This is a genomic window from Claveliimonas bilis (assembly GCF_030296775.1).
Taxonomy (GTDB): Bacteria; Bacillota; Clostridia; order Lachnospirales; family Lachnospiraceae; genus Claveliimonas; species Claveliimonas bilis.
The window spans coordinates 410,106-428,097 of sequence record NZ_AP027742.1 but is presented as its reverse complement, the minus strand read 5'-3'; the positions used below and the strand labels follow the sequence as shown (position 1 = coordinate 428,097).

At 46.6% G+C, this 17,992-nt stretch carries 19 protein-coding genes and 1 pseudogene; 1 reads left to right on the top strand and 19 read right to left on the bottom strand.

Going from position 1 to position 17,992, the window contains the following annotated elements; genetic code table 11:
• Positions 1–11: 11 nt before the first annotated feature.
• The 16 genes and pseudogenes from R2J37_RS01980 to R2J37_RS01905 all read right to left on the bottom strand — a co-directional run bounded on the left by R2J37_RS01980 (position 12) and on the right by R2J37_RS01905 (position 13,619).
• Positions 12–317 (bottom strand): DUF3847 domain-containing protein, encoded by a 306-nt coding sequence (locus R2J37_RS01980; RefSeq protein ID WP_002584968.1) that lies wholly within the window; start codon positions 315–317, stop codon positions 12–14.
• Positions 318–438: 121 nt separating this feature from the next.
• Complete coding sequence (locus tag R2J37_RS01975) at positions 439–1,272, bottom strand: methyltransferase domain-containing protein (RefSeq protein WP_002584969.1); 834 nt, start codon at positions 1,270–1,272, stop codon at positions 439–441.
• A gap of 185 nt (positions 1,273–1,457) precedes the next feature.
• Positions 1,458–1,754 (bottom strand): P-loop NTPase family protein, encoded by a 297-nt coding sequence (locus R2J37_RS01970; protein WP_070087571.1) that lies wholly within the window; start codon positions 1,752–1,754, stop codon positions 1,458–1,460.
• A 133-nt stretch (positions 1,755–1,887) separates the two neighbouring features.
• Positions 1,888–2,082 carry a transposon-encoded TnpW family protein gene (locus R2J37_RS01965; RefSeq protein WP_022030172.1) on the bottom strand — a complete coding sequence of 65 codons (195 nt, stop codon included), beginning with the start codon at positions 2,080–2,082 and terminating at the stop codon, positions 1,888–1,890.
• A 78-nt stretch (positions 2,083–2,160) separates the two neighbouring features.
• Positions 2,161–4,011: a recombinase family protein gene (locus tag R2J37_RS01960; RefSeq protein WP_331490132.1), complete on the bottom strand. Its 1,851-nt coding sequence runs from the start codon at positions 4,009–4,011 to the stop codon at positions 2,161–2,163.
• Positions 4,012–4,067: 56 nt separating this feature from the next.
• Positions 4,068–4,367 (bottom strand): annotated as a pseudogene (locus R2J37_RS01955) (recombinase); the annotation flags it as partial.
• Positions 4,364–4,837 (bottom strand): PcfB family protein, encoded by a 474-nt coding sequence (locus R2J37_RS01950; RefSeq protein WP_002604484.1) that lies wholly within the window; start codon positions 4,835–4,837, stop codon positions 4,364–4,366. The pseudogene R2J37_RS01955 and the gene R2J37_RS01950, both read right to left, overlap by 4 nt.
• 36 nt (positions 4,838–4,873) lie before the next feature.
• Complete coding sequence (locus R2J37_RS01945; protein WP_002604485.1) at positions 4,874–5,818, bottom strand: DUF6017 domain-containing protein; 945 nt, start codon at positions 5,816–5,818, stop codon at positions 4,874–4,876.
• 128 nt (positions 5,819–5,946) lie between these two features.
• The gene (locus R2J37_RS01940; RefSeq protein WP_002604486.1) at positions 5,947–6,165 is read right to left on the bottom strand and encodes a hypothetical protein; all 219 of its coding nucleotides are present in this window, start codon (positions 6,163–6,165) and stop codon (positions 5,947–5,949) included.
• Positions 6,166–6,331: 166 nt separating this feature from the next.
• Complete coding sequence (locus R2J37_RS01935; protein WP_316266109.1) at positions 6,332–6,742, bottom strand: glycerol-3-phosphate responsive antiterminator; 411 nt, start codon at positions 6,740–6,742, stop codon at positions 6,332–6,334.
• A gap of 165 nt (positions 6,743–6,907) precedes the next feature.
• On the bottom strand, positions 6,908–7,801 hold the full coding sequence (locus R2J37_RS01930; protein ID WP_316266108.1) for an FAD-binding protein: 894 nt from the start codon (positions 7,799–7,801) through the stop codon (positions 6,908–6,910).
• Positions 7,802–8,587 carry an electron transfer flavoprotein subunit beta/FixA family protein gene (locus tag R2J37_RS01925; protein WP_316266107.1) on the bottom strand — a complete coding sequence of 262 codons (786 nt, stop codon included), beginning with the start codon at positions 8,585–8,587 and terminating at the stop codon, positions 7,802–7,804.
• Positions 8,587–10,032 (bottom strand): FAD-binding oxidoreductase, encoded by a 1,446-nt coding sequence (locus R2J37_RS01920; protein WP_230107246.1) that lies wholly within the window; start codon positions 10,030–10,032, stop codon positions 8,587–8,589. The genes R2J37_RS01925 and R2J37_RS01920 overlap by 1 nt, the downstream gene beginning before the upstream one ends.
• Positions 10,033–10,082: 50 nt before the next feature.
• Positions 10,083–11,516, bottom strand: a complete 1,434-nt coding sequence (locus R2J37_RS01915; RefSeq protein ID WP_316266106.1) for an FGGY-family carbohydrate kinase — start codon at positions 11,514–11,516, stop codon at positions 10,083–10,085.
• Positions 11,513–12,787: an MFS transporter gene (locus R2J37_RS01910; RefSeq protein ID WP_230107248.1), complete on the bottom strand. Its 1,275-nt coding sequence runs from the start codon at positions 12,785–12,787 to the stop codon at positions 11,513–11,515. The genes R2J37_RS01915 and R2J37_RS01910 overlap by 4 nt, the downstream gene beginning before the upstream one ends.
• Positions 12,788–12,836: 49 nt before the next feature.
• Positions 12,837–13,619 carry an SDR family oxidoreductase gene (locus tag R2J37_RS01905; protein WP_230107249.1) on the bottom strand — a complete coding sequence of 261 codons (783 nt, stop codon included), beginning with the start codon at positions 13,617–13,619 and terminating at the stop codon, positions 12,837–12,839.
• Between the two features lie 425 nt (positions 13,620–14,044).
• On the opposite strand from R2J37_RS01905, the gene R2J37_RS01900 reads away from it, so the two are divergent.
• The gene (locus R2J37_RS01900; RefSeq protein WP_230107250.1) at positions 14,045–14,755 is read left to right on the top strand and encodes a MurR/RpiR family transcriptional regulator; all 711 of its coding nucleotides are present in this window, start codon (positions 14,045–14,047) and stop codon (positions 14,753–14,755) included.
• A 30-nt stretch (positions 14,756–14,785) separates the two neighbouring features.
• Here the strand turns inward: R2J37_RS01900 and R2J37_RS01895 are convergent, their stop codons facing one another.
• The 3 genes from R2J37_RS01895 to R2J37_RS01885 are packed head-to-tail and all read right to left on the bottom strand — an operon-like array spanning position 14,786 to position 17,991.
• On the bottom strand, positions 14,786–16,228 hold the full coding sequence (locus R2J37_RS01895; RefSeq protein ID WP_316266105.1) for an FGGY-family carbohydrate kinase: 1,443 nt from the start codon (positions 16,226–16,228) through the stop codon (positions 14,786–14,788).
• A gap of 26 nt (positions 16,229–16,254) precedes the next feature.
• Positions 16,255–17,034 (bottom strand): SDR family oxidoreductase, encoded by a 780-nt coding sequence (locus tag R2J37_RS01890; protein WP_316266104.1) that lies wholly within the window; start codon positions 17,032–17,034, stop codon positions 16,255–16,257.
• A gap of 3 nt (positions 17,035–17,037) precedes the next feature.
• The gene (locus R2J37_RS01885; RefSeq protein WP_316266103.1) at positions 17,038–17,991 is read right to left on the bottom strand and encodes an electron transfer flavoprotein subunit alpha/FixB family protein; all 954 of its coding nucleotides are present in this window, start codon (positions 17,989–17,991) and stop codon (positions 17,038–17,040) included.
• Position 17,992 lies beyond the last annotated feature (1 nt).

The following is a 17,992-nucleotide window of genomic DNA, read 5'->3' as shown; positions in this document are numbered from 1 at the left end:
TACCAAAGGGATTATTCGCTTTTCCCGCCCTCGGTGCGTTTTTTCAGATAGCCCCGCGCTTCCTCGCTCGTCAGGGCAAGCCGGAGAAAGGCGGCGGCTTCTTCGTCGGTCATGGTCTTTGCTTCTGGCACAATGCTCTCAAAGACCGCACCCCGGACGATCAGCCGATGGCTGCGCGTCCTGCGTTCCTCTTGGGATAACTTTTGCCGCAACACCTTTTCCCGATTTTCAAGCTGCCGGATTTTCTTCTTCCCGTCCTCAATCTCGGCTTGCAATTCCTCGCGTTTTTTTCTCTCGGTTTCGTCATGGGTGGTCACTCCTTTCTACCTGTCGGCACAGAAAAAGGACAGTCGATTTCCTCGGCTGTCCTTTTGATTAGGGTGTTTGGTTTACTCCGTTCTGCTCAATAAATGGGAATATTAAATATCAATACGCCCTTTAATACATTCCTATTAAAACATCAGCTTCGATTGTCAAATGTGTGAGAGTACGCCAATCAACGCAATCTTTTTCAACGCAAAAGAGAAGCGGCGTCATTTCAATAAACGACATTCTTTGTTCTGATGACAACTGTACGGTGGCTGAAACCGTTTCTCTTGAAATGGTTTTAAGATATTTCTCAAAATATTCAACGACAGACTCATTTGAATAATCTGGATTTTTCAAGTGTGCTTGCACTTTAGTCCTGATTTCCCTCAAATGATTTTTCGTAGGAATTACTTTCACAACATATCCGTTAGGAGATAGCAATCGCTGAAATTCTTTGTAGTGTGCAGGCGAAAATATGTCTAAAATACAATCCATACTTCCGTCTTTCAAAGGGATTTTTGATAAGTCAGTAACAAACCACTTCACTGCTTTGCGCTTGTCTTTTTTTGATGCAATCTGTATTGCCTCCCTTGACAAGTCAAAGGCAAAGATGTTTCGTTCTGTTCTTTGCTGTATCTGCCTTGCATAGAAACCCTCGCCGCAACCAACATCTAAAATGTTTCTTATAGATGGCGTATCAGAAATAAACTGTATGATTTTCTCCAACACAACATCATACATGCCATACTCCAAAATTTGGTGCCGGTTGTCAAAAGACCGCTTGCTGTAGTTGGTTTTGGGCGATGATTTTAACAACAAATTTACATACCCATATCTTGAAATATCAAAGCAATGTCCATGTCTACAAATTAGGCTATTGCCTTGTATATCCATTGATTTTGTGCAAATTGGGCATTGAAAATAAACCTTGCTGTCTGCAAAGCGTGATAAATTATTATTCATTTGTTTTTCCTCCGTAATTACATCTCTGCTTCAATAAGCGAGTTATGCAATACGGATAACCGCAACATAACTCGCGGTTTTATCTTAATCTCATAAATGTAACCATTGTGTTGTCCTCCAATCAATTCCGCAGTATTACTCTGCTTTTAGAAAAAGTATAGCACAAAACTATGAACATTTCAACTCTATTTCAGCCTGTCGGCGACGTTGCTCTCTCTGGCATACCGCCGCGCCGCTTCCCGCCGTTCCTCGCTGTATGGGGCGGTCAGACGGAAAGAGAAGCGGCCTTTCTCAATGTCAAACTCCATGCAGCCCGTTTCCGGGTCTGCGTCGGTCTGGCGGCACACATCGGGGTGCTGCTCGGCATAGGCGGCAAGCCGCTTCTTCAAGTCGGTGTTGTGGGTACGGATATGGATCAACGGGTCTTTCTCATCAAACCAGATGTCTGTGACCTTTTTTTGCTTGGGAAGCCCTGTTCGCATAAACTCTCCTTTCTGCGCCCTCGTTTGGAGAGAGGGGCATTTTTGAGGGAATTTTCCCGGCTCTTGACTTGGGGAAAATGGGGATTTTCAAATAGAAACCGCCCCGGCGAACCATTCTTCGTCCGGGCGGTTCCTATCGCGTGATTTTCGTTTTTTCCGGCTCTTGACCGTCCTGCAAGCTGTCGGCAAGTATCACTTTGAGCAGCTTGTCGCGGAATGTTTCTGTGCCGCTGTGGTTGAAAAACAACTCCGCAACGATGGTCTGTCCGTCCCTCTGTGTCGTGATAACACTGTCGGGGGATTGAGGTGTCCCGTTCTGTTCTGCCATAGGCGGCTCCTTTCTCTGGGTGCAAAAGAGGGATTTCCCGTAGCCCGGAAAATCCCTCTTGGTTGTCAGTATTCGGTTTTACTGTGCGGGTGCTGCGGCGGCTTCCTGTGCCTTTTTCTTTGCCCGGTATTCCCGCGCCTTGATACGGTCATACTCCCGCTGCTTTTCAAGGTTTCGCGCCCGGTACTCCCTTGAATACTGCCGGTGGTAGGCGCGGCTCTTTTTCTTTTTGGCTTCTTCGATTTCCTCCCGCATTTGCCGGATTTCCTGCTCGGTCGGCTCTGCAAGCTGCGTTACTTCGTTCTCAAACCTGCCGATATAGTTGAAATATATGCTGATGTGCTGGATTGCGTATCTCGCCCTTTTCTGGTCGCGCTCATGCACTTCAATCCTGCTGATAAACTCGTTGAGAATGGCGGGGGTGAGGTCGGTAAAGGCGGCATGGCGTTCCGTCAGCTTCAAAAACTTCTGCGCCCGCCCTCCCGCGTTCTCATAAGCGGATAGCTGCTCTTGGAGTCCCGCAAGCTCCGTTTTCAGTGTGTAGTATTCTTCCGAATACTTCTGCGACATTTGCTCATAGCGGTCTTGCGGGATAGTGCCGAGGGCGTTGTCCTCATAGAGCTTATTCAGCACCTTGTCAATCTGTTCAAGGCGTGTCGTGATTTGCGGGATACGTTTCTGCTGTTTCTTGGTCTGGTCGGTCTGCTGCATGGCAAGGCTCTTTTTCACTAAGGCTTCAAACTCCGCCCGGTTGCTGATAGAGTAGTCCTCGATTTTCTTCAGCACTTCCGCGACGGTCTGCATAAGCAAGTCAGCGTCAATGATGTGTGGGGAATGGCACTTGGGGTTTTTGGCTTTCCCCTTGTGGTACTCGCTGCAATAGGCAACGTGCCGCTTGCCGCCGTTTCTGTAATCTATGCGGATGTGCATTTTTGCGCCGCAATCCTTACAGAAAAGCAAGCCCGACAAAGGGTGGATTTCCCCGTCCCCGTTGGGGCGTCTGACGGGCGCGTTTTCCAAAATCCGCTGTGCGGTTTCAAAGTCGGCGCGGTCAATAATCGGCTCATGCACATTTTCGGTTATCTGCCATTGGCTCCGGTCTACATAGTGGTTCCGCTTGTCCCGGAAATGCTTTGTAGTCTTGAAGTTGACTACATCGCCGCAATACTCCTGCCGCGTAAGGATATGGGTCAAGGTGGCTTTGTTCCACTTGTAGCGGTTATCCTCATTGAGCGCCTTGTTTTTACACGTTCCCCGTCCCCGGTCTTTCATGTAGAAAGTGGGGGTAGGGATTTGCTCGTTTTTCAGATATACGGCGATTTGGTTGCGGTTCTTCCCGCCGATAAACAAACGGAAAATAAGGCGCACAACCTCGGCGGCTTCCTCGTCGATTATCCAAAAATCCTTGTTGTCCGGGTCTTTGACATAGCCGTAGGGGGCTTCGGTGGCAATCGGCTTTCCGCTCATGCCTTTGGTCTTAATGCCCGTTTTCACTTTCTTGCTGATGTCCTTTGCGTACCACTCCGACATGATGTTGATAAAGGGCGCAAACTCCAATGTGTCGGGCTTCTCGCTGTCAATGCCGTTGTTGACCGCGATAAAACGCACGTTGTTCCGTCTGAATATCTCCATAGCGTTGCCGACTTGGAGATAGTCGCGCCCCCAGCGGGTAAGGTCTTTCATAATGCAAACGCCGATTTTCCCGTTTTCAACGTCCTCCATCATGCGGGAGTAGGCAGAACGGTCAAAAAATCTGCCGCTTTCATCGTCGTCGATGTAGTGCCGGATATTCGTCAGCCGCTGCCCTCTGGCGTAGTTCTCCAAAAAGATTTTCTGGTTCTGTATGCTGTTGCTCTCGCCGCCGTCCCTGTCCTCGTCCCCTACGGAAAGACGGGAGTAAAGGGCTGTGATTTTGTTGTAATCATTCATGTGCATATCCTCCTGTGCGTCCATGTAGAGTTCCTTTACACTTAAGATTATGCACTCCATCGGGCAGAGCCGTACTCCGCGCCCTTGCGGTATTTCTTCGCGTTTTTCCCTTTGACATAGACTATCAAGCGGATAATCACCGCACCGACAATGCCGACAAGCAAATCCAACGGGTAAACGCTCGGCAAGGCGTTTTCAAAGGCTGCGGAAAATCCTTGTGTGATATTCAGTATCTTTGCAGAAATATCCGCGCCGGGGGCAAGCCGCACCGCCTGTCCGACTTTATCAAAGAGATAGACAAAGAACACATAGGGGATATTCGGAAGTATCAGCTTTTTGTAGTTGATCTGCTTCATATCTCGCGCCCCCTGTCCATTTTCTTTACCTTGTCGCGGGCGGCGTTAAGCTGCTTCGCCTTGTCCTTTGCAGCGGCAAGGGCTTTGCGGATAGAGGGCTTTTTCTCCCGGTTCAGCTTCTTTGCGGAAAACTCTTGAAACGCTGCGGTCATAACGTCCGCGTCCCGGCCTTTGAAAAACACAAGGTAACGGGTCTGCTCGCCCTTAACCTTTTTTAGCGAAAAATCTATGTTGTATTTCTTCGCCGTACTCTCAAAGGCTTTAATATTGCTGTCGGTGATCTCGATGTTGGAAACACCCGCGTTCTGCTTCATAAGCTGCCGCATGGTCTGTTTCCCATGCGCGGGTTTGCTTTTCTGCTCCAAAAACTTTTGGATTGCTTTCTGTAACGCCTGTTCGGTAAGCCGCGCCGCGCCTTTTCCCACTTTGACGTATAGGGCAATCGTTTTTTGGGTTACTTCCTCCTGCAAGGTATCAACTCCTTTCCCGGTAAAGTGCGGCTATGCTCATTCGCCGCCGTATAAGTCGTGATTGACAAGGGCGGTATAGTAGCTGTCAATGGTACTCGGCGCGTTGAACAGCACCGCTTTTAGATACTGCTTGATGTTGCGCACTTTGGTTGTGTTCTCCCTCATGCAATCCAAAACAAACTCAATATGGCTGCTGTTCAGCTTCAAAAACTTGGATTTCACCAATTCGGCGGGGTAGTCGTCCCCGGCAATACGGATTGTCTTTCGGGCTGTGCAGACGGTTTCCAGCATAAGGTCAACAATCTCGTCCAAACGGTCTTTGTCAATTTTGCAGTTTTGAATGAGATGGTCGTATTCGATATTGTCCTTGATAATCTCCCTGTAAATCTCTACTGCGCTATTGCTTTTCGCTTCCGTTCTTTTCCTTTCCGGCGGCGTAGCCGCTTCGCCATGCGCAAAGGGCAAGGGGTTTAGGGAATGGAAAGGAATGGAATCGGTACTTGATAAATCAGTAATTGATTGTTCTTTACTTAATATATCTTTATTTAATTGCGTTGGATTTTCCAACGTAGGTTTTTCCTGCGTAGGTTTTTCCAACGTTGGATTATCCAATGTTGGATTTTCCAATGTAGGTAAATCCAATATAGGCGGCTGTCCGCCGCTGGTAGCTGCTTCCGGCTCTCGCGGCTGCGGCTGCTCGTATATGACGTAATCTGCGCCCCGCAAGCGTCCCTTTTCGTCGCGCTCCCGGCTGCGCACGATATATCCGGCTTTTTCGAGTTCCTTTACCGCTTCGCGGATTGCGTCGATCTTCTCCCGGTTGATATGGGATAAGCCCGCAAGGGTATAATCCCAATCTTCGGGCAGCGAAAGCATTTGCGACAACAAGCCCTTTGCCTTTAAGGACAATTCCTTGTTTCGCAAGTGGTGGTTGCTCATAACGGTATATCCCGTATTTCGCTCCACTCTGAAAACTGCCATATTTCCTCACTTCCTCTCTTGGTATGCGTGGACAATTAGAAAGCCGTTTTCGGCTGTTTTGGTATTGCAATATGCCCTTTGCCGTTTTCGCGTCTGCAAAGCCGCATGGCACAAGGGCTTTTGCCCGTCTATTTGTCCATGCTGGCGTGCGTTTTCCGCGTCCTTTTGCCGGGGCAATAGGGACACTCTTTGAAAACGCAAAACTCATATTTCCACCCGGGGCGGTAGAAACGGCAAGTGCCGCAATCTTCATCATCTCCGGCACAACCGGATTGATAGCGGTCAAATCCCGGCTTCTGCTGCATGAGCAATTCAAACGCCCGCTGCTTGCCCTTTGTGAAATACATTCCGGCTGCACCTCCTTTCCTGCGGGCATAAAAAAACGGCGTTACTTTCTCCCCCAAAGGGGTTAAGGTAACGCCGTTTGTGTGCGTATTCAGTTTTTAACACATTCCCTGTCTATCCGCTGTCCGCAAAACCATTGATTTTATTAGCTTTTTGCCGCTATCGCTATCACACCTCATTATTGATCATATCCGGCCGGCTGATTTCCAACTGTTTCCCGATATTGCGGTAAGCCAGAGCATCCAGGATAAAAAATCGATGTACTGTATACAGCCCTTCTTCCTTTGCCGCCCGGACGAGAGATGCTTTAGAACTGATAATTCCATCCGCCTCTGTATTTTTCTTGATAAACTTCACTACCGACGTCCGTCCTGCGAATCCGTCCACCATATCGATATTTACAAAAACCAGTTTCCCGCCTTCTTTTAACGTATGGACAATGTCCCCGATCCTGACAAGGTCTCCGTATAGAACAAATACAACTTTGGCCTCGTTTTCCAGAACGATCGGTATGTCCTCGTCTTTGCTCAGCCCGAGTATTACAGGGTTTTCTTCCATTACTTCCATTAAGTCCTTCATGAGATCGCCTTCCTCCTTGTAGCCTTTTCAAAAGGCCGGCCTCATCCAAAACAGCTTCCTATATTATATATACATGTTAAATTGTGCAGAGCCTCCTGTCAATCCACTCGCAAGGCTCTGCACAATGTTTTTTTCAAAACGTAATGTTGATTTTAATTTTTTGCTCTACAAAATCTGTTCCATCCGAGGCCAGATATTTTTATAATCATCCGTAAAGGATGCATCCGACATTTTAATGATCGGCGCCTTGGGATCTGAATTTATGGATACAATCCAGCCGCTTCCTTCAATTCCTGCATAAAAAGCCGCCGATCCTGATACCCCCACCGCAATACAGACTTTCGGCTGGTAAATATGTCCGGACACGCCGATGATCTCGTCAATCTTCGCCCATCCGTTCATTGCCACCGGTCTGCTGACTCCAAAAAGAAACTTCCGGCTTTTCGCATAATTCCGGAACTGCTCTACCATCTCTTTGGATCCCACTCCTTTTCCCACCGCAATCAGGACTGCAGATTCTTCCTGCATTCCTTTCTCCTGTATTCTCCGGCGATTCTTCAAATAAGGAGAGGCCGCTGCTTCAATCTCCATTTCTTTTCGGGAAATACCGTCGCCGCCTTCTCTATCTTCCGTGTCCTCTTCCCTCCAGACATCCAGACTCACTGCAAATTGCCCTTTCAGACAAAATCCCGCCTCTACATTGCAGTTATAAGCCATTTTGTAAAACACCGGATAATATCCGGAAAATTCCAGCCGCCTGGCGTCAGTCACACAATCACACCCCAAAACAGCTGCCAGCTTCCCGGCTGCTCTTCCTGCATAAAAGTGGCTTGTAAAAACAAACCCGTCATATTGCTCCACCTGATGCCGGGAAAGGACCTGACCGACCATATAGTCTATAACTTCCGCCCCTTGGGCCTGATAACGATATACTACTATTTCTGTCTCTATGCCCTGGTCTTTGCACAGCTTAGCAATCCGGAGGCTTTGCGCTTCCTGCTTCTCCAAACGCTGCCATTTGGCCCCGCACAAAATAATCAGCCATTTTTTCATAACCATTTATTCCCTCTTATTTTTTTCATATTTTTCAGCAAATATGCGAAGTCCTTCATCACCCTCCAGAATTTCTCCTGCACGTTCCCGGTTCACGTACTTTAACGATACAAGAGTCTTTTTCCTTCGCTCTGATTGCTCCGGCATTTTCAAAAATTCACTTTCTTTTTCTTTGGACGCCATCCTGGCTTTCAAAGTAGGAACTCTAAGCTTACTGATCACCGCGTTGCCAATAGAAAGAATTGCCGGCGCAGATATCTCCTGTACATAGACTCCGTCTTCTTCCTCTGTAGTGACCTCCAGCTCCCCATCTTCTTTCACATGAAGATCGATCACATTTTCCAACAGCAAAACTCCCAGCTTTTCCGCCAGGATTTTCGGAGTCAGACCATTATTTCCAGGCGCCGCCTGATTTCCCATAATAATATAGTCCTGCGGATGTTCTTTGCAGTATCTGTAAACAGACTCCGCAACTGATTCCGGCTCAAATCTAATATCCCTTCCCTCGGCGTTTACGCAGACTGTGTGGCTGTATTTCAGGGCTGCCAGTGTTTTCAGATAAAGTTCTGCCTGCTTTTCTGCAACAGTAAGGGCAGTCGTTTCTACAACCAGATTAAGACTTTCTGCCTCATCAGAAAGTCTTAATCCAAATTCCAATCCGCTTTCATCAAAGCAGTTGAGTATTGTACGGACAAAGGAAGTGTCCACCATCATCCTTTCATCCGCACAGTAATCGCCCGCCGACATCTGGTCAAGGTCCGGAATCACCTTAAATGTTACCAGTATCTTCATTATTTCTTATATGGCAGAATGGTTCCGATATTCATGATTCCATTGGGGTCGAACGCTGCTTTCAGACGTTTTACGATATACAGCGCTGATCCGTGTTCTTTATCGATCCAGTGTACACGATGTTTGCCTACACCATGGTGATGGCACATGGATCCTCCGGCCTTGATCGTTTCCTCGCAGATGATCTTCTTGATCGGAAGGTGATATTTGTTGATCTCATCTTCCGGAGCACAGTCAACTACATTGTACCAGTATACGAAATAGAGGTTGATTCCGTTAGAATAGCAGTGTGATGCATGTGCACCGAATACAGTGATATCCGGAATTTCATTCACTACTCTTTCCTTGCAGATGCGGTAAATATCTTCTACCGCGCTCCAGCTTGCGGAAATCTCTGTTGTACAGCATACATTCTTTGTTTCCAGCACTTCTTTTCTTTCTTCTTCAATTCTGGCTGCATCCCAGTTCAGATTTGCAAACCATGTTTCGATCAGTTTGTGATCAACCTCTTCGCATTCCGGATGCTGGGAAATGATTTCTCTGATTCCCTCTGCATTTGCCTTGGACACCTTTTCCGGACCCTCTGTCACAAACAGAAGCACACATTTTCCAGGTGCGAAATGGGAGAAATGCTCTTTTCCGTCTTCTTCATCATAGAGTCTTGCCACTGCCGGTTTGTATCCTGCCGCCATAACATCATGCATGATCCGAAGTCCTGTGATCATATCATCTAATGTATATCCCTGGCATACGTTGTATTCCGGATAATAGCGGAACAGCTTCACTGTTACTTCTGTAATAAAGCAAAGTGTTCCTTCATTTCCCAGTACTACGTGACGGATATCCGGACCTGCTGATCTTCTCGGAACTGCCTTGATATTTGTAATTGTACCGTCCGGAAATACCGCTTCCACTCCTGCAAGCATATCCTCAATACCGCCGTAAAGTGTGGAAAACTGTCCGATACTTCTTGTTGCTACAAGTCCGCCCATCTGTGCCAGAGGTTTTGACTGCGGAGAATGTCCTGTTGTATATCCCAGTTCTCTTACATGATTTTCAAGATCTTCCAGCACAACACCGCATTCACAGGTTGCCTGCATATTATATGTATCTACGTTGATGATTTTCTTCATCTGGGAGCCGTCCAGTACAATGGAGTTTTCTACGATCGTCTCCAGGCCGCCTTCTGTCGCAGAATGTCCTGTTCTTGGCACTACATTAATTCCATATGCATTGGCAAAGCGCAGAACTTCTGACACCTGGTATTTATCTTTTACAAAAACCACTGCTGCCGGAAGAGGGTTGGTAAACACCTTATTGTACCCTTCATATTTCCGGAATCTGTCATAAGAACTTTCCTGCAGTACTTCAATGTCAGTAACGACAGCTTCCTCCCCGCAAATTTTCACTAACTCTTCCACAATTTTTTCTCTTGATAAACTCATGATTTTCCTCCTGCTGATATGATCTTTCTTATATATTCTGGCCTCAATAACTAGCCGAACATATCATAAATTTTCTGATTGATAGGATCTGAATAGTCTTTAATGTTTCTATATATATTGTTGATAATATCGTCATAAACTTTCGTGTGCTCCAGATTTGGCTCAAATCCGTCACGGATCCGAACCATGTTATCTATTGCAGTCTCATAATCCGGATATTCTCCCACACCTACAGCCGCATTGATGGCTGCTCCCAGGCCCGCTGCATTGTTTATGACATTTCTGACACTTCTGATTCCAAATACATCGGCAAAAATCTGCATGAACAAAGGACTGTTGGATCCTCCTCCTGATACGATCACCTGGCTCGGCTTCATTTGAAGCTCATTGCACATAGCGTCCACATTTATCTTCATTGTCATTGCGATCGCTTCCAGGATGGACCGGTACATATGCGCTCTTTTGTGGCGTCCGTCAAAACCGATAAACATTGCTTTGCGGTATGGCATATTGTTTGGCGCCAGAAATTCTCCCACTGTGATCAGGCCTTCGCTTCCGGGAGTAACCTGCTTTGCCTCTTCCTCCAAAAGCTCTTCCACACTGACTCCGAGAGACGCCGCTTTCTCTTCCATAGGTTCTCCCAGAAGTTCCTTGAACCATGATACGCTCCACATACCTCTGCGGATGCCGACACTTGTTTCATATAAATATTCGTGAGGGATCGCCGACAGGTTGGACCAGTAATCTACGGAAGTGTCTGTATACTCTTTCCCGCGTACCATACCTCCGATGTAAGTTCCAAGTGATACCAGGCAGGAACCGTCGTCCCGGATTCCGGCTCCCAGACCTTCCGCCGCCTTGTCATTGGCAGTAGCGATCACCGGGCAGCCTTCCGGAAGCAATGTAGCTTCACTGGCCTCTTTTGTCACATAACCAAGAATATCTCCCGGCATAACAAGGTCAAACAGATTTTCGCGGGTAATATTGTAAGGCTCATAATCTGCCGGATTGTCGCTCCAATCCCATTTCTTTTTGTCAAACGGCCCATACACTCCTTCATAATTTGCCGCCGTATCCTTAAACTCACCCGTCATCCTGACTGTCAGATAACCTGTGGTCGTAGAAAGATATGCCATTTCAGGAATATCCTTCTGATAAGGTTTCGCCAGACGCTTATCCATCCAGTTGATCACCGGATAGGCAAGAGTTCCGTCTTTTTTCAGATACGTTCTGCAGCACCGGATACTTCCCAGGCCAATTCCTATAATATTTTCCTTTCCTCCCTCGAATTTCTGCATCAGTCTTCTGCTTGCAGTAATCAGGGAATCCCACAGATCATCGTCCGGGTGCTCTGCTGTATCTGCATCCGGCACATACAGCGGGCGAAGTGAAACTTTTTCTTCGCATACCAGATTTCCCTTCAGGTCGTAAATCCCAACCTTGGTACTCTGGGTTCCTCCGTCAATCCCGATCACATATTTCATTCTGCAACTTCTCCTTTCAGTTCCTGCTGATTTTTCCTGATCTGCTCTTTGTTTTTACTGATGTAGCGCAGAAGTATTCCTATCAGTATAACATTTACAATGATCAGCACCAGCATATAAATGAAGATATTCCGATATCCCTGTGCACCCGGATACGCATCCAGCCAGTATCCGCACAGTGTGGAGTTAAAAGCGTCCGGAAGGAAGCCGATAAACATCGCAAAACCAGCTACTGCTCCGTATATTTTCTTCGGTGTTCCGATCTCATCAATAATAGCATAATACATACCGCGCATACCGTAAATAGCAAAGGATGTCGCTACCAGGATAACAACTGTAACAACTGTATACTGTGCGCCTACAGGAAGCACCAGAAGGATTGCCAGAGAAATGATGAACAGGATATCAAAGATTCCGATCAGAAGAGCACATCTTCCGCCCATTTTCTCTGAAATAAATCCACTGATAGGAGCGCCCAGAAGACGGATCGCATCTTTTCTCAAGATTCCTACATAGCCTGCTGCCACCGCGGACATTCCAAGAACTGTCTCACAATAGGGCTGCATATAGGAAGAAGCGGAATATGTAGCGTAAATCGTAAAGATAACGATTGCCACAACCCATACGGACGGGGTTTTTAATGCGGTCGCCATATCTTTCATAACAGACTGGCTGCTCGTCGTTGCCTCTCCTGTATTATCTGCCATGAAGAAGAAACTGATCACTCCTGTGATAATGGACAGGATAGACAAAGCCAGGATAACCGCCTGGATACCGCCCAGCTTTTCAAACACCTGCATCAATCCCAGCCACATAACCAGAACGAATACTCCTCTGACTCCTTCAAAGAGTCCGAATATCTTTCCCTGGCCTTCACTTTCTTCCAGAAGAGAAATCGCTTTTGTCATTGCCGGCCAGAACATTCCGATGTTTGTCACTGCCCACAGTGCATGAATGATCATGGTTGCTGTAAAAGAAGGCATCGTAGAAAGCCACAGTCCCAGGATTCCGCATCCGATCGCCGAAGCCGTAAACAGCTTCCGGTGTGAAATTCTGTCTGCAAGCCATCCGCCCGGTATGTACAGAATTGCTGCCAGAACTCCAAACAAGCTCATTGACAGGCCAAATTCCGTATTCGTCTGTCCCAGCGCTTCTCTTAACGGTTCATATAGCTGCCACCTCAAATATGGAAGCTCGGTGATAACACCTGTTGTCATACAAACAATTATAAAAGTCACCCATTTATTTCTTTTCTTCGCTGTCTGTCCCATTCTTATTCTCCATTCCTGATTTTATCCGTCACTTAGTTTCCGTTCTTCGTTATCTCATCAAAAATCCGCCGTCTACTGTAAGAATATGTCCGTTTACGTAGTCGGAAGCATTGCTTGCAAGGAATACGCATGCTCCCATAAGGTCATACAGATCGCCCCATCTGTTTGCCGGAATATGGGCAAGGATCTCTGCGTTTCTCTTCGGATCACTTCTTGTCTTCTCTGTCAGTTTTGTTGCAAAATATCCGGGAGCAATGGTATTTACCTGGATATTAAACTGTGCAAGTTCGTCGCACATTGCTTTGGCAAGTCCTGCAATACCATGCTTTGTTGCCGCATAAGCCGGGGACCACTGTCCGCCAAGGAATGTATAAAGAGATCCGATGTTGATGATCTTTCCGCTGTTCTGCGGGATCATGTATTTTAACGCCTCGTGTGTCATCTCAAATGCCGCTGTCAGGTTAACAGCTACCATCTTGTCCCAGGGCTCTCTGGTGTACTGTGTAACATCTTCGATATTAATGCTAAGTCCTGCACAGTTCACAAGGATATCAATACTTCCCCATGTGTTCACACATTCGTCTACTACTCTTTTACATTCTCCATCTGCCGTAATATCTGCTTTTACAAACCGATATTCTTTGCCGCATCCTTCGATCAGCTCTTTTGTCTCCCCGTCATCATCTACGATACTGGCTGCCAACACATTTGCTCCGCCTTTTGCAAGAGCAAGTGAAAACGCCTGTCCAAGTCCGGAGTTTCCTCCTGTTACTACTGCATTTTTCCCCTCCAGAGAAAATAATCCCATGTGAAAATCGTTAATTTGATGCATAAAACCTCATCTTCCTTTCCTTTTGTTTTTGTAGTTTTCTCTTTTGCGCCGTCAGAATAGAGTGAACGTTTCCGGCAAATAAAAAAAGACGCATCAAATATAATCTGTTGCTGTTACAACAATATATCTGATCGTCTTTCTGCATTTTATCTTCTAACGATTCTTCGCTCTATTCAGTTTTAACTTGCTTTAACCATAGCAAATGCACTTGTTTTCGTCAATCCCCTTTTGTCATTTTTGTGAAAAACGCAGATTTTTCACGATTATTTTTGTATATTTCGTCAGTCATTTTATGGTTATCTAAAAATTTTGTTTCTTTACATCTCTTTTTTAATCATATAAAATATTTACTAAAGAACATCTCACTATTTCAAATATACGGATAGTCCCGAAACTATCGGGCCAAAACAGGAGGAGACTTTAACATGTTAGAAATTGATATGAGCGGACAACTAAACGCTCTGGACACAGAGATTCATAAAATCCTCACAGAAGAATGCCAGAAAAATGAAAAACTGACGATCGTGGAAGCTTCCGAAATCTGCCATTGTTCTCCGTCCAAGATATCAAAATTCGTCAAAAAACTTGGCTTCCAGAACTACAAACAGTACCGGGACTATATTTGCAAACGCCAGCCAGTCACCAAAACTTTTTCTGATGAATTTGCTCGTATCCGTCACTTCCTGGACACTTTTGACCAGTCTCTCATCGATCGGTTCATCAGCGAAATACGTCAGTATAAAAAGATTGTCCTGGTAGGCTACGGTCCTTCCAAGTACTGCGCCCAGTATTTCCAGTTTAAACTGCAGCTCTTCAGCAGCCAGACCATCATCGTAAGCGAGGATGAACTTGCTGCGGCTTCCGTTATAGATTCCGACACGATCGTGGTAATCTTCTCCGCCACCGGCACTTATGATTCCTTCCGCAATTATAAGAGAGTGGCAAAAGAAAAGGGAGCCCAGCTTCTTCTGCTGGTGGAAGAATACAACACCTCCATCATCCCGGATTACGGACAGATCATCTTTCTCACCGATACGTTCCAGACGCTCTCTCCGATTGCCTATGAAAAATCCAGAATCATTTTCTTTATATTTATCGAGGAAGTTATCGCCCGCTATGTCAAAGAACGGGCGTAACTTCCCCAAAGGCATCAGGTGGTAGACCTTTTACACATCTTCATTATAGACGTTGTAAATTTCTTTCAGTACGCCATCTGTATAATTTGCCATGTTCTTATATGCCCGCTGGTTCAGCTTCTGATACAGCTGTGCATTCTTTTCGATCGGCATAAATACATCTTTTATCTCTACCATCTCTTCTACAGCTTTTTCGTAGCTTTCATATTCTCCCAGCGCAACTGCAGTGTTGATAACAGCGCCCAGACTTGCTGATTCGTTTACTACATTTCTCTTTGCAGGCACATTGAAAATATCCGCAAAAATCTGCATAAACAGGTCGCTGTTGGAACCGCCTCCCGAGATCACGATCTCTTTCAGAGGCTTGCCCAGCTCTTCACACATAGCATCGCAGTTGTTCTTCATTGTATAAGCAATACCTTCCAGAATAGACCGGTACATATATGCTTCATCCATGTGAGCGCCAAAGCCGATCATGATTCCCTTTTTGTACGGCTCCCACGGATTTGCCAGCCAGTCAAGAACCGTCATCAGTCCGTCCGATCCTGCCGGAACCTTCTCTGCTTTCTTATTCAGCAGCTCTTCCGGGGACAATCCCTGTTTTGCCGCTTCCTGCATGAGCCCGTCTCCAAAGAGATCGCGGAACCAGCTTACTGTCCACATTCCACGGCGGATACCGTAGCTTTCGTACAGATATTTTCCCGGCACAGATGAGATGATTGCCCAAAGCGCCTTTGGATCCTTTGGAAGTTCCTTACCCTGGATCATAAGAGTAATGTATGTTCCAAGGGAAATCACTGCCGTCTGATCGTTCACCAGTCCGGCTCCCAGGCCCTCTACTGCCTTGTCATTGGTCACGCTGACTACCGGAAGCCCTTCCGGCAATCCTGTTTTTTCAGAGGCCGCCTTTGTCACATGTCCGAGGATTTCTCCCGGCCCTACTGCCTCGAATAACATTTCCCTCGGGATCTGATATTTGCGGATCACTTCCTCATCTTCGCTCCAGTTCCATGTCTCCATGTCCACCGGCCACTCGCCGAAAGCATTTCCGATACAGTCTTTAAATTCTCCCGTCAGACGGCAGGACAGATATCCTGTGGTGGAAGTCACATAAGCGACCTCCGGATTTGTGTGTTCATATGGCACTGCTGTTCTTGCATCCATCCAGCTGATCACCGGCTGCGCCAAAGTACCGTCTTTTTTGAGAAGTACTCTGCAGCAGCGGATACCTCCGATACCAACGCCGATAATTGTGCTGTAATCTTCCTTGAAGTCTTCCAGCGCCAGGCGGCAGGCCTCACTCAAAGATTCCCACAGGTCATCTCCCGGATGCTCTACGATTCCCGGCTCTGCCAGATGCATCGGCGCCAGTTTTTTCTTCCCTTTTGCAGCAATGTGGCCTTTGAGATCATAGATCAGCACCTTCGCACTCTGGGAACCTACATCGATGCCTACAATATATTTCTTTTCCATGTCTTTCTCCTGAAATTTAATCTAAATTAACGAACGAGATAGCCTCCGTCTACAGCCAGAATATGTCCGTTTACAAACTGGGACGCTTCGCTTGCAAGGAATACAACCGTTCCCATCAGGTCATGAACTTCTCCCCATCTGTTTGCAGGTGTATGATCTACGATTCTCTGGCTTCTTACCGGATCGTTTGCAGAATATTCTGCAGCTTTTGTCTTAAAGTATCCCGGAGCGATTCCGTTTACCTGGATATTGTACTGTCCAAGTTCATCACAGTAAGCCTTTGTAAGACCTGCAATACCGTGTTTTGTAGCAACATATACCGGAGACAGCTGGCATCCCAGGAAAGAGAACAAGGAGCAGATGTTGATGATCTTTCCGCTTCTTTGTTCTTTCATAACCTTTCCGCATTCTGTAGTCATTTCAAAAGCTGCTGTCAGGTTGATTGCTGTTCCTTTATCCCACAGATCTCTTCCGAAATTTTCCCACTCTTCACAAGGGCAGATTCCCGCACAGTTTACGAGGATATCAATGGATCCCATTTTTTCCAGAGCAGTGTCTGTAACAACCTTTGCCATACCGTCTTTTGTCAGATCTGCTTCCATGTAATAAGCTTTTCCGCCTTCTGCTTCGATCAGCTTATTAAACTCCGGATCATCCGGCATAACGCTTGGCATGAAAATGTTTGCTCCGGCTTTTGCAAGGGCCAGTGAAAACGCCTGTCCAAGTCCGGTATTTCCTCCTGTTACGATTGCATTTTTCCCTTTCAGTGAAAAATAGTTCATGTTGAAATCTGTAATCTGTTTCATAATTTATTTCTCCTTTTCTTTTATAATTTTTTTCGATAATTTATCCACAAATTCGATCGCATCGCCTTCTACCACAACAGAGGCAAGGCTGCAGATCGGCGCATTTTTATTCGTATTGACCGCTATAATATCCCCGACTTTGCTAAGTCCTTCCATATGCTGCAAAGATCCGTAAATCCCGAGCGCAACATATAATCTGGGGCTTACAATCTTACCGGACTGACCTACCTGTATACTTCTGGGCGTAATCCCTGCATCCACAAGCCTTCTGCTGGAGGAAACCATTCCGTGAAGGAGATCTGCCAGCTTTTCAAGCTGCGGAAAACGCTCTCCCACTCCGCCTCCTCCAGATACAAGCACCCTCGCTTCCCGGATATCTTTGCTCTCCCCTGCCTCCTGCTTCTCCAGCAGGCGGATTCCAGGAGCAGCCTCCTTTTCACAGCGGTGTATGATAACTTTTGCAGATTCCTTCCTTTCAGGAATGTGCTTCTCCGCCATGCGAAAGGCTCCGGGTCTGACCGTCATCATGACAGGTCCCTTCGACTGATTCGTAATGCAGGCCATCAGCTTTCCGTCAAAGGCCGGGCGCATCATACAGATTTCTTCGTTTTCTCTGGACACTTCCACCACATCCGCCACAAGACCTGTCTGCAGCTTCATTGCCAGCGCCGGCGCCATCATCCGTCCCTCACGGGTTGCCGGGATCACAATACAGTCATACTGTTTTTCCTCCTGAAGATCCTGTATGTGTTTCGCAATCCTGCGCACATCATACAGCAAATCCTCTTCCACCAGGAAATGATGTACCTCGTCGAAGAAACCTTCTATTTCCCAGTTTCCTTCTCCGAAAATCACCGCGTCTACAAAAGCCTCCGGGTACAGACTTCGCACAACCTCCAAAAGCTGTGCAGAACGCCTGATATCTTTACGGTCAAGATAAACCAATCCTCTTGTCATA